This window comes from Streptomyces cellostaticus, from assembly GCF_001513965.1.
Lineage (GTDB): Bacteria > Actinomycetota > Actinomycetes > Streptomycetales > Streptomycetaceae > Streptomyces > Streptomyces cellostaticus.
On sequence record NZ_KQ948016.1, the window covers coordinates 249017 to 262926 of the forward strand.

Here is a 13910-nt window from a genome sequence, read left to right on the forward strand (position 1 = left end):
CTCACTCCGCGCCGTCGCCACCCCGCACGATCACGAGGAAGGTGTCCGTCGCGAGGTCCATGACGACCTCGGCGGGCAGGCCTTCGAGACGCCGCGCGTGCGCGAACTCCTCCGCGGGCCACGATCCCCGCGGGCCGCCGGCGGGAAAGCGCTCGAGCACGGTTCGCCCGTTCACCATCTCGCACCTCCAGAAAGCGTCGTACTTGTTGGAGTTAACGCTCCGGGGAAGGGAAACGGCTCGCTCGGTGACCGGACTGAGACATTGTTGACACTCGTTCACCGCGGACCGTGAGGGTCCAGGCACCTTGCGACACCCTTTCAGCGTGCATACCGCACCGGCAGCGCCACCAGACCCCGCGCGCGCAGCGACCGACGCCACGGCAAGTCCCCTTCCGCGATGGTCAGTTCGGTGAAGCGGCACAGCAGGGCCGCGAGGGCGATCTCCGTCTCGGCGCGGGCCAGGGGTGCGCCCAGGCAGTAGTGGATGCCGTGGCCGAGGGCGAGATGGCCGGAGGCGTCGCGGGAGAGGTCGAGGCGGTCGGGGTCGGGGAAGCGGGCGGGGTCACGGTCGGCGGCGGACAGGGACACCCAGACCGTCTCGCCCGCCGGGATGGTCACCCCGGCGATCGTGACGTCCTCGACCGGGAAGCGGCGCATGGCGAGCAGCATGGGGCCCTCGTGGCGGGCGAACTCCTCGACGGCGGCGGGGAGTCGTTCCGGGTCCTTGCGCAGGGCAGCGAGCTGATCGGGGTTCCGGAGGAGGGCGAGCACGGCGTTGCCGATGAGCTGGACCGTGTTCTCGTACCCGGCGAAGAGGATGAGGAAGGCCAGGGAGGTCAACTCGTCCTCGCTGAGCCGGTCGCCGTCGTCGCGGACGGCGATCAGGTCGGAGAGGAGGTCGTCGGCGGGTTCCCGGCGCTTGGTCGCGACAAGCCCGGTGAGGAAGCCGAGCATCGCCGCCATCGCCTCCTTGACGGCGTGCGGGCGAGCCGGATCGGGGGCCGTGATGCTGTCGGTCCACTGCCGGAAGTCCAGCCGGTCGCCCTCCGGGATGCCGAGCAGGTCGCAGATGACGGTGATCGGCAGTGGGGCCGCGTAGGAGGCGATGAGGTCGGCGGTGCCGTGCGCGCCGAGGGCGTCGAGGAGCTGGTCGGCGGTGCGCCGGATCGGCTCGCGGAGCTGCTGGACGCGGCGCGGGGTGAAGGCGCGGCCGACCAGGCGGCGGATGCGGGTGTGGTCGGGCGGGTCCATGTTGAGCAGGTTGGCGTCGAGGGCGGGCGGCAGGGAGAGGCCCTTGTAGGTGCCGGCCGTGGCGTGCCGTTTGTCGAGCGAGAGCCGCGGGTCGGCGAGGGCGGCGCGGACGTCGTCGTACCGCGTGACCAGCCAGGCGGGGGTTCCGTCGGGTCCGGTGATGCGGTGCACGGGTGCGGTGTCGCGCAGGCGCCGGTAGACGTCGTAGGGGTGGTCGAGGATGCCGTCCGCAAGATCCATGACAGGCAGCCTACGCGGACTCAGGTGTCGTACTCCTGGATGCGCCGCCCGTGGCTCCGGTCGGCCAGGGCGGCCAGCCGCTGGTCCAACTCCCGTACGACGGCGGGCACATCGAGGGTGAGCAGTTCGCGGTCGCGCATCAGCACGCGGCCGTCCACGATGGTGGTGCGGACGTCGGCGGAGCGGGCGCTGTGCACGAGGGTGGCGGCGAGGTCGTGGACCGGCTGGGTGTGCGGGCCGGTGAGGTCGACCAGGATGATGTCGGCGCGCCGGCCGGGGGCGAGGCTGCCGACGCTCTCGCCGAGGCCGACCGCGCGGGCGCTCTGCAGCGTGGCGTGGTGCAGGGCCTGCCGGGAGGTCAGCCAGCGTGGGTCGCCCTCGGTGGACTTCTGGATCAGGGCGGTCAGGGCCATCGACTCCCAGACGTCGAGGGAGTTGTTGGAGGCGGCGCCGTCCGTGGCGAGTCCGACGGGGATGCCGACGGCGCGCAGGGACCGTACCGGGGTGGTGTCGGGCCAGGCGAACTTGAGGTAGCCGCGGGGTGCGGTCGCCACCGCCGTACGGCCGCCCGTGCGTTCGAGGAGCGGCAGATCGCGCTCGATGATGCCGGTGCCGTGCGCGATGAGCAGGTCGGTGTCGAGGAGTCCGGTGCGGTCGAGGACTTCGACGGGGGTGATGCCGTGCCGGGCGAGGCTGGTGTCGGTCTGGGCGCGGTTCTCGGCAGCGTGGAGGTGGACGGGCAGGCCGTGGGCGCGGGCGAGTTCGGCGGTGGCGGTGAGGTCGGCGTCGGTGACGGTGTAGGGGGCGTGCGGGGCGAGGGCGGTGGTGATGCGCCCGTCGGCGGCGCCGCGGTGCCCCAGCGCGAACTCCAGTGACCGCTCCCGCCCTTGCGGACCCTGCGAGGAGAAGTACGCCTCGCCGAGGTGGGCGCGCATCCCGCACTCGGTGACGACGCCTGCGACCACGTCCATGTGGAAGTAGTGGTCGGCGAAGCAGGTGACCCCGCCGCGGATCATCTCGGCGCAGGCGAGCCGGGCCCCCAGCGCCACGTCCTTCTCGGTGAGGTTGGACTCGACGGGCCAGACGACGTCGTTGAACCACTCCTCGGTCGGCAGGTCCTCGGCGAGCCCGCGCAGGGCGGCCATCGGCGCGTGCGTGTGGCAGTTGACGAGTCCGGGCAACGCGACCTGCCCGCGCGCGTCGATCCGCTCCAGGGCTGCCATGTCCTCGGCCGCCGCCGCGGTGGTCACGGAAGCGATCACCCGGTCGCGTACGACGATCGCGGCGTCCTCGCGGAAGGCGATCCGCTCCTTCTCCTCATGGACCAGGACGGTGCAGCCGGTGATGAGGAGATCGGCGGGAGAGTCGCTCATGGGACCACCGTACGACGCTCGAACCGTTGCGGAAGGTCATGCGGCCACGGGCGGCCCGACCCACTCCCGGCGCTGCTCCAACTCGTCCAGCGCTTCCTGTAGTTGACGGCTGTGCCGCGGGCTGAGCCGCCCGCTGTCGTCGAGGTGCACCGCGCAGGCCGTGGTGGTGTCGACCAGCCGTTCGAGGACGGCGGCGACGGCGTCCGTGCCCTCGGTGTGCCGGGCGAGGGCGGGCAGTTCGGCGGCGGCGAGCGCGATGGCGGTGCGGGCCTCGGCGAGGGTGCGGTAGGCCTCGCGGCGCAGCGCCCACCGTTCGGCGCGGTCGCCGGACTCGCTCAGGACATGCACGAGATAGGCGTGCGCGGCGCTCCCGGCGGCGGCGAGCCGGGCCCGTACCCCGGCGCCGCGCTCCCCCGGCATCGGCAGATGCCCGACGATCAGCACGATCGCGCAGGCCAGCAGCGTCTCGCCGATCCGGCCGGCGGAAGCCTGCGGCTCGCCGCCGGCCATGACCAGGGCGAGGACGAGGACGGTGACGACGGCGGTCAGCGCGGCGAAGTTCCGGGTGGCGACCGGGACGAGTGCCCCGCACACCGCCACCAGCACGATCAGCCCCGCCGGGCGCGGCAGCAGCGCGGCGAACCCGGCGAACACGAGGGCGCCGAGCACGGTCCCGGCGGCCCGGCTCAGCACGCGGGAGGCGAGCGGTCCGAGGTCGGGCTTGACGAGGAAGACGGCGGTGGCGGGCAGCCAGTACCAGTGCTGGTGCTGCCCGTACCAGCGGGCGTGGTGCAGGGCCTGGGCGATGGCGGCGCTGGCCCCGAAGCAGAGGGCGACGCGCAGTCCGTACTCGCGTCCGCCGGTGCCGAGCGCGGCCCGGACGGCGTCCTTCGCGCTCCGCCGCCGGGCGAGCAGCCGGTGTTCGCCGCCCCCGGCCGCCCGGTCGAAGGCCTCGGCGGCACGCAGCAGGGCGTTGTCCAGGGCGCGCAGGGCGGGCGCGGACCGGCTGGGGGCGGGCAGCGGACCGGTGCCGGTGTTGCCGCGGACCGCGGCGGCGAGCCGCCGGGGCCCTTCCGCCGCCCGCGCGGAGAGGGGCTCGCCCGCCCAGGCAAGGGCGGTGGCGGCCTCGGCGAGGGGCAGCGCGGCGGCGTACTGGGCGTGCAGCCGGCGCTCGGCGGCGGAGCCGGCGTACCGGCGCAGCCGGGGTCCGGCGAGGGCGTCCTGGGCGTGGTCGAGGGCGGCGGTGAGCGCGGCCCGCCGGGCGGTGGCGTTCGCACCGCCCACGGCGTCGAGCAGCGCGGCGACGGCCTCGTACACGTCGGCGACCGCCGCCCGCTCCCCGTCGAACCGGAAGTCGCCGCTGAGCGAGCCCGGTGTGGGCAGCACCAGCCGCAGCACGAGCAGCCAGCCGGCCCCGGCGAGGAAGGCGAGGGCCCGCTGCCAGCCGCTCTCGGCCGCGGGCATCCCGGCGCCGATGGCGGCGGTGACGAGCAGCTGCGTACCGGCGGCGGAGGCGACGGGCCCGACGGCGCTGATACCTCCGGCGGCCAGCCCGAGCACGGTCAGCAGCAGGGTCAGGGGTACGGCGGACAGCTGCTGCCCGGCGTACGTCCCCACGAGCAGCCCGAGGGCCCCGGCCAGCGCGGGCATGCCGAGCCGCCTGACGGAGGCCCGCCTGCTGCCGGGCCGGTCGTTGATGCCGGCGAGCATCGCGGCGATGGCGGCGAGGACGCCGTCGGCGACACGGCCGCCGAGCACACCGGCGAGCAGCAGCGGCCCGGCGGCGAGCGCGCCCCGGGTCACCGCGCTCCAGGGGACGGGCCCGCGCTGGGTGCGGAAGGCGTGGGCGAGCCAGGGCGGCAGTGACGGTGCGGCGGGGCGCGACACGGGGCTCCTGTTCATACGAGGGCGGGGTGGGCCTTCGGACGACGGCGGCCGGGCTGTGGGGTGTGCTGCCCACGGTAGGTCGTGTTCCCTGAGCAAACGGGACGATCACGTTTCGGGGAGGTGAAAGGTGCCGGGGCGGGTGGTTTCTTTATGAACGCAACTCCCCCGGGAGGCGGTGCACCCGCCTCAGCGAGCCCCGGAAGGAAGCGTGAGCCCCGCAACGAAGCGTGAGCCCCGGCAGGAAGCGGAAATGGAGCGGACCCGAGGGCGTAGCCTGCCCCCGGGCCCTGTGATGCCGCCCATGTGCGCACGCCGGCCCGCTGAAGAGCCCGGATCAGTCTTATGGCGCCGCGTCCTGCCTTTGGACCACCACGCATCGAGCTGCGCGGACTGGACTTGAACCAGCATCTCGGCGTACCGGGGTCCGGGCCCGGTGGTTCCGGCGATCGGCGGCGAATGCTGAGTCTGGAGCGAGAGTCTGAGATTGAACGCGATCCGCCCTGTCAGGTGGGGGACCGCTCATCACGACGAACTTCAGCTTCAGCTTGCGCTCCTCGCGCACCCCGGTCACAAGGGACCGGGGAGTCTTCAGTTTATCGGAGTCATCCGGAGCGGAATCATCCGAAGAGGTAGCCGAACACGGCGTCACCGACCCGCTGGTCGACGATGTCGACGCCGTTCGCCTCCTCGCGGGCGAACTTCACGGCCTGCTGCAACTTCTCCACACGGTCGAGGAGTTCGTTGACGCGGCGGGCCGGGAGGGCGCCGGAGAACTTCACGGTGGTCCAGGAACCGACCGGCACGTCCTCGTAGTAGACCTCGACCTGCGCCGGATGCTTGTCCGTGGCCTCGGCCTTGACGTGGTTGCGCGGCACCTTCTTGGTGCGCAGCGTCCGTACGGGCTCGGTCTTCCACGCGTCGGTGGAGGGATCCTGCACCCAGGACTCCGAGGCGTCGAGGACCGGCAGCCTGCGGACCAGAGTGTTGAGGTCGGCGAGCTGCTTCTCCAGGAACAGCAGGTACGACACCGGCACGTCCGCGACGAGCACCCGGCCCTCGACCTGCACATCGGCGCGGGCCGTGCAGTTGGCCCAGTCCTTGGTGGCGGTCACGTCGAAGAGCCGGGTCAGGATCGCCGCGGTCTCGCGCAGCACGTCCTCGGCCTTCACCTGCACCCGCGTGGACTCGGGCGGCAACTGCTCGCCCTCCTCGTCCTTCGGCTGGTACGTCCGCGCGATACCGGCCAGCAGAGCAGGCTTCTGCAGGCCCTGGTGAGAGGCCGTCAGGTCCTGCTGCGCCTTGGACTTGACGCCCTTCTCCACCGCGATGATCTGATTGAGTTTCGCCACGCGGTGGACGGTAGCAGCGGCAACGGGCGAAATCCCAAGGATTATCGGCCCGTAGGACCGGCTGCCCGTCGGCTCCGTCCAAGGCACCGCCGCCCGAGCCGGTGTCCGGCCGGTGCCGGACGGTGTGCTCAGCTGGTTGCTGCCATGCCGAAGTCCGCCCCGGAGATGCCGCCGAGGCCCTCCGCGATGCGTCGCAACGGCTCACGGAGGGCAGCCAGTTCGGCGCGCATGGCCTCGGCCTCCGGCCAGGCCGCCTCGTGGTCGAGGGGGGCGAGGTCCGGCGGGCGGCGGGCCTCATGGGCGGCGAGGCGGGGGTGCCAGGTGGTGGTGAAGGGCCTGATCGTGTCGTTGACCAGGGTGTAGGCGAGGCTCTGGACCGTGGGTGCACCGGAGGCCGGGGCGCCGCGTTCGAGACCGATGTTGTACGTGTGCAGGGTGGCGCGCGTGAAGTCGATGAGCGACTTCAGCGACGACAGCGCCTCGCGCAGACTCCCCGTGCCGGGCGCCAGTTCCTGCACCCCGATGCGGGTGACCAGCTCGACCTGGATGTCGAAGGCGGCCATCCGCTCGGACTCGCCGGGTGCTGCCATGGGTGCCTCCTTCCGGCTTCCGGGGAAGGCCAGCGTAACCGGGTCGCGGCGGCCGCACAGGGCGCGCAGGGCCGCGTGCCGGAGGGCCTCGGCGCGGGCGGGGGCCGGGTCGTGGTGGTGCCAGGCGTGCAGGGTGACGGGGTGGAGGTGCCAGCGGTCCCCGGTTTCGGCACGGCCCGGGCGCGCCGGGCCCGCCGGACCCCCCGATCCGGGTGATTCGGGCGTCAGCAGGCTTCGGGTGCGCAGTTCGGCGATGCCGTTGCCGGCCCGGCGGTCGGCGACGACACGGGGGACGCGGTCGGCGGCGGCCAGGATCCCGGCCGCGTCGTCGGCGGTGAAGGACAGGGGATGGAGAGCGGCCGCGCAGCGCAGCACGTCGGCCGCGTCCGCCGTGTCCACGTCGTGCACGACCGCCGCCGTGACGTCGTCGCCGGCCAGTGTGTCCAGGAGGGATCTGCCGCGGGCGTGGAGGCGGTCGTAGAGGGTGTGCGGCTGGTGCCCGGCCCGGAGTGCGCGGCCCAGGAGCGCGAGGGTCAGGGGGTGACCTCCGGCCGCCTCGGCCAGCGCCTCGCTCCCGCCGACGAGCACGCGCGCGTGTACGGCGTCGAGCGGTCCCAGGTCCACGGGGACGCCCAGTCCGTCGTAGGCGCGGCTGCGCAGGGTGAAGAGGGTGTGCCCGAGAGGGTGAGGGGCGGCCATGGCCGCGATCTCGCGGGCGGCGAGCCGGTCGGCGGGGACCGCGTCGACGATCCAGAGGAACGGTTCGCCGATCGCCTCCAGGCGGGCGAAGAGGCTGTCGGTACCGTCCTGGCCGAGGGCGCGGACCGAGTCGTCGTACGCCTGGCCGTTCAGCCGGAAGACACCACCGGGGTAGGCCGCCTCGAAGCGGGCGGCGTACTCCTGGGCGAGCAGGGTCTTGCCGATGCCCGCCATACCGCGGAGCTGCGCGGCGCGCGGTGCGGCACGGCCGGAGGTGAGGGGTGCGGTGTGGGCGTGCAGGGCGGAGTGGACGAGCCACAGCTCGGGGAGCCGGCCGAGGAACTCGGGGTGCGGTTCCGGCCCGCCCGGCAGCCACCGTCGTACGGCGGGTTCCGGGAGGGTCATGGGCCCGTCCAGCCGGGCGACGTGCTCGCGTACGTCGGCCACGAGGGCCGTGGGATCGTCGGCGGAGGCGTGCCGGGCGTCGCGGAGTTCGACGGGATGGATGTGCCCGGTGGCCGCCTCCGGATTGACGACCATGACACGGCGTCGCGGATCGCCCTCGCCGAGTCCCGCGAGATAGGCGGTCGTCAGCTCCCACTGGCAGGCCTCCCGCTCGGGGTAGGCGGCGGAGTAGTACGCCAGCAGCGCCTTGGAGCGGCCCAGTTCGCGCCGGATGGTGTCGCTGATGCCGGCGAAGGACGCGACGCCGGTCTCGTCCGTGAACACCGTCAGTCCGCCGTCGCGCAGCGCGCGCACGAGCGGACGGACCCGCTCCACATCACCGCGGCTGTAGCTGAGGAAGACGTCCCACACGGCGACTTACCCTACTGTGGGTACCGGGGAGGGCGATCATGGGACACAGGCAGCGCAGGCGACGGCGACCGAGTGGTCCGTCGCAGATCACGGCCAAGCTGACGATTCCCTTCGTCGGCGAACTCTCCGGTACGTGGGAACCGGCCGACGCCGAGCGCAGTGCGGCCTGGGAGCTGTACCTGGAACTGGTGACACGCGTGTCGGTCGAGGAACTCGACCGCGACGAGGGGTTCCTGCGCGAGGCGCTGTCCTCCCTGTACACCTTCTTCAACACCACCCGGGAGATCCTGCGCCGCTACGGCCCCGACGTCGCCCCGCGCCTGTCTCCCGGCCACGTCAGCTTCGGTGTCCTCGCGGTCACCGTCCTCAACCGTGTCCTGCGCCCGCTCCTCTCGTCGTGGCATCCCCGGCTCGCCGCGTACGAGTCCCGGCGGCCGGAGGGCCGGGATCCGGTGGCATGGGAACGGGAGTGGGAGCACGCGGAGGCGCTGCGCGGCGAGATCGCGGAGGTACGGCACACGCTGGCGTCCCTGGCACGGACCCTCCAGGAAGTAGCCGGCGTCGGCGATCTGATCGACCTGCCGACACCATCCTCACCGGACTCGGAGCGCGGATCGGGGCACCCCCCCCCGCAGGTCAGAGCCATCCTGACGGCTCTGGAAGCTGAGCCGAGCGGCCGGAAGGACGGCTCCGTACCGCCTGTTCGCCATAAGCCCCTCTGCCGTCGACGGGCTGCACCGAGCAGAACGGCCCTTCAACGCGGGTCCCACGCCCCACAGCCGCGTTCGAGCGCGTGGCGCGCGGGGACGGCCGGCGGGTGGGGAGCCCGTATGCCGATGCCTCCGCCGCCGGTGCCTTCGCCCTGAAAAATCGGATGCGGGCGCGGCCGAGGGGAATCGATCATCGGGAGTTGTCCACCGAGCGTCGTAGGAGCAGCCCACATGATCCAGCGCGTCACCACCCCCTCCCTGTTCCCACCACCCACCTACTCCCACGCCTCCGTCGTCGAGGCCGGCACCAAGCTCGCCTTCCTCGCCGGGGCCGTGCCTCTCGACGAGAAGGGGGAGGTGGTGGGCGTCGGGGACCCCGTGCGGCAGGCCGAGCAGGTGGTCGCCAACCTGCGGGAGCAACTGCACGCGGTGGGCAGTGACTTGGCGCATGTCGTGGCGACCGATGTGTACGTCGTGAGCAGCGAGCCCGCTGTGCTGTCCGCCGTCTGGGAGGTGGTCGAGGCGTCGGGGCTCAGTGCCGGGCCGCACTCGTCGACCCTGCTCGGCGTGGCCTGCCTCGGGTACACGGGGCAGTTGGTGGAGATCACGGCCACGGCCGTCGTACCCGAGGAGGCGCCCGTGAGCGCGGGTGCCGGGGCGGAGGTCGTTCTGCGCCGGGCGGCCGGCCCGGACGCCGCCGCCGTCGCCGACGTGTGGCTGCGCTCCTACACCGCCGCGTTGCCCACGGTCGTCCGGGCGCACTCCGACGACGAGGTGCGCGACTACTTCCGGGAGGTCGTGGTGCCGTCGGGAGAGACCTGGGTCGCCGAGGCAGGCGGCGGCATCGTGGGCATGATGGTGCTCGCCGGGGACACGCTGTCCCAGCTGTACCTCGACCCCGACTGGCGCGGCCGCGGCATGGGCGACCGGTTCGTCGCGCTGGCCAAGGAGCACAGTCCGGGCGGGCTCAGCCTGTGGACCTTCCAGGTCAACAAGCCCGCCCACCGCTTCTACGAGCGGCACGGATTCGTCGCCGTCGAGTACACGGACGGCAGCGCCAACGAGGAGCGGGAGCCGGACGTGCGGTACGAGTGGCGGCCCTGAGGGGCATGGGCCGGTCCGGCGGTCGGTCCTGCGGCAGCCCGAGGGCATCGATCACCCCGGCGGCCGCCCCCACACCCGCCCCTTGGGCAGCGGCTTTCCGTAGCCGCCCGCCCGGCTCGTCGTCAGCCCCAGGGACACCAGGGACTCCGCCAGCTTCACGGCCGCTGCGACCCCGTCGACCACCGGCAGCCCGAGCTTCTCCCCCACCGCCCGCTGCAAACCGGTCATCCCGGCGCAGCCCAGCACCAGGACCTCCGCCCCGGCCTCCCGGGCGCGCTCGGCCGCCGCGAGGAAGGCGGCCTCGGTGCGTGCGGGGTCGTCGGCGAGGTCGAGGACGCCGAGTCCGGTGCCGACCACGGCGGCGCAGTTGCGGGCCACCCCGGCGGTCTCCAGGCTGTCCTCGATCTGGCCGCGGGACCGGTCGAGGGTGGTGACGACGCCGTAGCGCCGCCCGAGGAGGCAGGCGAGGTGGGCCGCGGCCTCGGTGATGTCCACGACCGGGACGTCCACCAGCTCCCGCACGCCTTCCCGCCCGTGCTCGCCGAATCCGGCCAGCACGACGGCGTCGTACGACGGTCCGCCGTAGGAGCGCAGCGCGTCGAGGACGGCCGCGGCCGACAGGTAGCTGTCCAGCCAGCCCTCGGCCGACTCGGGGCCCCACGCGGGGGTCAGCCCGGTCACGGAGGTGCCCGGGCCTGCGGCGGCCCGGGCGCCTCGGACGATCTCCTCGGTCATCTCCTGCGTGGTGTTGCAGTTGGTGACGACGATCCGCACGTCCGTCAGACCTCCGCTCCGGCCGTCCGGGCCCGCTCGCCGCGGCACAGCACCGCGTACAGCCCGGCGGCCGCCGCCGTGCCGATGAACCAGGAGTACGGCGCCACGTCGCTGAACGTCCTGACCAGCGCCAGCACCGCGGCGAGCGCCGCGGAGGGCAGGAACGCCCACAGGGCCTTGGGGTTGACGCCCTTGCGGTAGTAGTAGCGGGAGCCGGGCGTGGCGTCGAAGAGTTCGTCCACGTTCACCCGGCCGCGCTTGACCGCGTGGTAGTCGACCATGATCACGCCGAACAGCGGGCCCAGGAAGGCGCCGAGGCCACCCAGGAAGTAGTTGACCACCGTGGGGTCGGAGAAGAGGTTCCAGGGGGTGACGACCAGGGCGGCCACCGTGCTGATCATGCCGCCGACCTTGAAGGTGATCTTCTGCGGCCAGACGTTGGCGAGGTCGTACGCCGGTGAGACGAAGTTGGCGACGATGTTGACGCCCATGGTGGCGACGGCGAAGGTGAACGCGGCGAGCACCAGCACCCAGGTGTTGCCGACCTTCGCCACCAGCTCCGCCGGGTCGGTGATGGCCTCGCCGAAGACCTCGAGCGAGCCCGCCGTCACGATGACCGACACGACGACGAAGGCGGTCGAGTTGACGGGCAGGCCCCAGAAGTTGCCGCGCCGGACCGTCCTGTAGTCGGGCGCGAAGCGTGAGAAGTCGCAGAAGTTGAGCATCAGCGTGCCGTAGGTGGCGAGGATCAGGCCTATCGCGCCGAACCACTGCCGCCACTGCTCCCCCGTCGACACCGGGTGCGGGGAGGAGGTGAGCGAGATGCTCCAGTGCGCCTTGGCGAGGACCCAGACCGCGAGCGCGATCATCACCAGCCAGATCGCCGGACCGCAGAAGTCCTGGAACTTCCGGACCGATTCCATGCCCCGGCTGATGATCAGGGCCTGGATCAGCCAGAGGGAGACGAAGGAGATCCAGCCGAGAGCGTCCAGGCCGAGGAACGCGCTGTGCGTGAGGGACTTCAGGCCCGGCCAGGCCGCCAGCAGCATCACGTTGACGGCGACGGAGGCCAGATAGGTCTGGATGCCGTACCACATGATGGCGATCACGGCCCGGATCAGCGCCGGGATGTTGGCGCCCCAGACGCCGAAGCTGATGCGGCTGACGACGGGGAAGGGGACGCCGTGGCGCTGGCCGATGCTCCCCATCCAGTTCATGCCGATGAAGATCAGTACGAAGCCGACGAGCAGGGAGGTGAAGACCTGCCAGACGTTCATGCCGAGGACCAGCAGGCCTGCGGCGAAGGTGTAGTTGCCGAGGTTGTGGACGTCGGACATCCACATGGCGAACAGGTCGAAGACCTTCCAGTTCCGCTGCTGGGCGGGGGCGAGGTCCTCGTTGGTGAGGCGGGGGTCGGGGACGAACGCGGGGGCGCCGGTGGCTTCGGCGCGGTCGGCGAGGGACACGGGGCCTCCAGGGACGAGGGGACGGAGGAGGACGGCTGCTTGCCTTGAGTGCCGGACGGGGGTGCAATGCCGAATGCGTTTGGTATACCAAACTGCGGTCATGGTCCCGTCGTCAAGCGCTCGGACCGATGTCGGCGCCGTTACTTCTCCGTAAAAGCAGCGCGGGGTCGGCGAAGATGAGCTCATGAGCCCCACGACGACGAAGACCGAACCCCTCGGCGCGGTGCGCGAACGGGTCCTCGCGACCCTGCGGCAGGACATCATCGCGGGGCGGCTCGGGCCCGGCGACCGGCTCGTCGAGCGGGAGCTGGCCGAGCGGTTCGGCGTCTCGCGGGTACCCGTCCGGGAGGCGATCCGCGCCCTGGTCGCCGAGGGCTTCGTCCTGTTCGAGTCGGCACGCCGTACGGTCGTACGCCGGCTGACCCCGACCGATGTGAAGGAACTCTTCGAGCTGCGCGAGGCGTTGGAGGTGTACGCGGCGGGGCTGGCGGCGGCGCGGGCCACTCCCGAGGCACTGGCGGAGCTGCAGGAGCTGCTGGACGAGGCGGCGACGGCGACACGGAAGGGGGACGGCGAGGCGATCACGGACATCAACACGCGCTTCCACGACCGCATCCTGACCCTGGCCGGCAACGGCCTGCTGATCTCCGTCATGGAACCGGTCGACGGCCGACTGCGCTGGCTCACCCGGCAGAACGAGGAGTGGCCCCAACTCCTCACCGAACACCGCGAGTTGTACGAGGCGATCGCCTCCGGCGACCCGGACCGCGCCCGCGCCCACGCACTCGGCCACGTCCGCGCCAACTACCGCTCGACCGTACGGCACCTGTTCGGCACGGAGCCCGACGACGCCTGCTGAGCGACCACTACGGCAGCCCGGCCGCGCCGGCCGCCGTGCGCAGCACCTCGCGCAGCATCTCGGGGGTGAGCCGTCCGGTGAAGGTGTTGCGCTGGCTGACGTGGAAGCAGCCGAAGACGTCCAGGCCTCCCAGGGTGACTCGGGTGCCGTGGGCGAAGACGGGGCGGGGCCGGGGCACGGGCCAGCCCGCCTCCGCGAACGCCGGCAGTGCGGCCTGCCAGCCGAAGGCGCCGAGCACAACCGCGGCCCTGAGGGTCGGACGCAGCAGCCTCAGCTCCTGGACCAGCCAGGGACGGCACGTGTCGCGCTCGCCGGGGGTGGGCTTGTTGGCGGGCGGGGCACAGTGCACGGGCGCGGTGACGCGGACGCCGTACAGCTCCAGGCCGTCGTCGGCGCGGACGGACGTGGGCTGCGAGGCCAGCCCCACATCGTAGAGCGCCTGGTAGAGCACATCTCCGGAGCGGTCGCCGGTGAACATGCGGCCCGTGCGGTTGCCACCGTGCGCGGCGGGCGCCAGCCCGATGATCACCAGGCGGGCGTCGGCCGGTCCGAACCCGGGTACCGGCCGCCCCCAGTACGTCCAGTCGGCGAACGCGGCCCGCTTGGTCCGGGCCACCTCCTCACGCCACTCGACCAGCCGGGGACAGGCCCGGCAGTCCGCGACGCGCCGGTCCAGCCGAGCGAGGGCGCTGCTGTCGTCCATACCGCCACGGTATGCCCGCCGGCCCCACCCGAACGCCGCAGGTGACCGGGCCGGGCTCCGAACGCCCCAGGCGAGCGAGTCCAGACCCG

The 13910-nt window shown here is 72.6% G+C and carries 12 protein-coding genes and 1 pseudogene; 4 read left to right on the top strand and 9 right to left on the bottom strand.

What is annotated here, in order from left to right; all coding sequences use genetic code 11:
• Position 1 precedes the first annotated feature (1 nt).
• The 6 genes from AQI88_RS46515 to AQI88_RS04780 form a co-directional block, all read right to left on the bottom strand.
• Positions 2 to 178, bottom strand: coding sequence for a hypothetical protein (locus AQI88_RS46515; protein ID WP_167357441.1), 177 nt, complete (start codon positions 176 to 178; stop codon positions 2 to 4).
• Between the two features lie 140 nt (positions 179 to 318).
• On the bottom strand, positions 319 to 1491 hold the full coding sequence (locus tag AQI88_RS04760) for a cytochrome P450 family protein (RefSeq protein ID WP_066992355.1): 1173 nt from the start codon (positions 1489 to 1491) through the stop codon (positions 319 to 321).
• Between the two features lie 20 nt (positions 1492 to 1511).
• Positions 1512 to 2864, bottom strand: a complete 1353-nt coding sequence (locus AQI88_RS04765; protein ID WP_066992358.1) for an amidohydrolase — start codon at positions 2862 to 2864, stop codon at positions 1512 to 1514.
• 36 nt (positions 2865 to 2900) lie between these two features.
• Entirely contained in the window at positions 2901 to 4766 is a 1866-nt protein-coding gene (locus tag AQI88_RS04770) for an FUSC family protein (RefSeq protein ID WP_208615713.1), read from the bottom strand.
• A gap of 602 nt (positions 4767 to 5368) precedes the next feature.
• Positions 5369 to 6100 carry a DUF7873 family protein gene (locus tag AQI88_RS04775; RefSeq protein ID WP_066992361.1) on the bottom strand — a complete coding sequence of 244 codons (732 nt, stop codon included), beginning with the start codon at positions 6098 to 6100 and terminating at the stop codon, positions 5369 to 5371.
• Between the two features lie 128 nt (positions 6101 to 6228).
• The gene (locus AQI88_RS04780) at positions 6229 to 8205 is read right to left on the bottom strand and encodes a toll/interleukin-1 receptor domain-containing protein (RefSeq protein WP_066992364.1); all 1977 of its coding nucleotides are present in this window, start codon (positions 8203 to 8205) and stop codon (positions 6229 to 6231) included.
• Between the two features lie 38 nt (positions 8206 to 8243).
• Between AQI88_RS04780 and AQI88_RS04785 the strand changes: the two genes are divergently transcribed.
• The 3 genes and pseudogenes from AQI88_RS04785 to AQI88_RS47435 all read left to right on the top strand — a co-directional run bounded on the left by AQI88_RS04785 (position 8244) and on the right by AQI88_RS47435 (position 10019).
• Positions 8244 to 9071: a hypothetical protein gene (locus AQI88_RS04785; protein ID WP_244184037.1), complete on the top strand. Its 828-nt coding sequence runs from the start codon at positions 8244 to 8246 to the stop codon at positions 9069 to 9071.
• 75 nt (positions 9072 to 9146) lie between these two features.
• Positions 9147 to 9479, top strand: a pseudogene (locus AQI88_RS47430) (RidA family protein); the annotation flags it as partial.
• Positions 9480 to 9554: 75 nt separating this feature from the next.
• A complete protein-coding gene (locus AQI88_RS47435; RefSeq protein ID WP_244184061.1) occupies positions 9555 to 10019 on the top strand; it encodes a GNAT family N-acetyltransferase in 465 nt (154 codons plus the stop codon).
• Between the two features lie 51 nt (positions 10020 to 10070).
• Here the strand turns inward: AQI88_RS47435 and AQI88_RS04795 are convergent, their stop codons facing one another.
• Both AQI88_RS04795 and AQI88_RS04800 read right to left on the bottom strand, forming a co-directional pair.
• Positions 10071 to 10793 (bottom strand): aspartate/glutamate racemase family protein, encoded by a 723-nt coding sequence (locus AQI88_RS04795; protein WP_066993649.1) that lies wholly within the window; start codon positions 10791 to 10793, stop codon positions 10071 to 10073.
• A gap of 5 nt (positions 10794 to 10798) precedes the next feature.
• Entirely contained in the window at positions 10799 to 12259 is a 1461-nt protein-coding gene (locus tag AQI88_RS04800) for an NCS1 family nucleobase:cation symporter-1 (RefSeq protein ID WP_066992370.1), read from the bottom strand.
• A 184-nt stretch (positions 12260 to 12443) separates the two neighbouring features.
• On the opposite strand from AQI88_RS04800, the gene AQI88_RS04805 reads away from it, so the two are divergent.
• Positions 12444 to 13118, top strand: a complete 675-nt coding sequence (locus tag AQI88_RS04805; RefSeq protein WP_066992371.1) for a GntR family transcriptional regulator — start codon at positions 12444 to 12446, stop codon at positions 13116 to 13118.
• 7 nt (positions 13119 to 13125) lie between these two features.
• On the opposite strand, the gene AQI88_RS04810 is transcribed toward AQI88_RS04805, so the two are convergent.
• Positions 13126 to 13821 (bottom strand): uracil-DNA glycosylase, encoded by a 696-nt coding sequence (locus tag AQI88_RS04810; protein WP_066992374.1) that lies wholly within the window; start codon positions 13819 to 13821, stop codon positions 13126 to 13128.
• Positions 13822 to 13910: the final 89 nt, after the last annotated feature.

What these genes read in the sequence shown, in the direction of transcription:
- AQI88_RS46515 (WP_167357441.1), bottom strand. Translation starts at nt 178, where the DNA reads ATGGTGAACGGGCGAACCGTGCTCGAGCGCTTTCCCGCCGGCGGCCCG.
- AQI88_RS04760 (WP_066992355.1), bottom strand. Translation starts at nt 1,491, where the DNA reads ATGGATCTTGCGGACGGCATCCTCGACCACCCCTACGACGTCTACCGG.
- AQI88_RS04765 (WP_066992358.1), bottom strand. Translation starts at nt 2,864, where the DNA reads ATGAGCGACTCTCCCGCCGATCTCCTCATCACCGGCTGCACCGTCCTG.
- AQI88_RS04770 (WP_208615713.1), bottom strand. Translation starts at nt 4,766, where the DNA reads ATGAACAGGAGCCCCGTGTCGCGCCCCGCCGCACCGTCACTGCCGCCC.
- AQI88_RS04785 (WP_244184037.1), top strand. Translation starts at nt 8,244, where the DNA reads ATGGGACACAGGCAGCGCAGGCGACGGCGACCGAGTGGTCCGTCGCAG.
- AQI88_RS04805 (WP_066992371.1), top strand. Translation starts at nt 12,444, where the DNA reads ATGAGCCCCACGACGACGAAGACCGAACCCCTCGGCGCGGTGCGCGAA.
- AQI88_RS04810 (WP_066992374.1), bottom strand. Translation starts at nt 13,821, where the DNA reads ATGGACGACAGCAGCGCCCTCGCTCGGCTGGACCGGCGCGTCGCGGAC.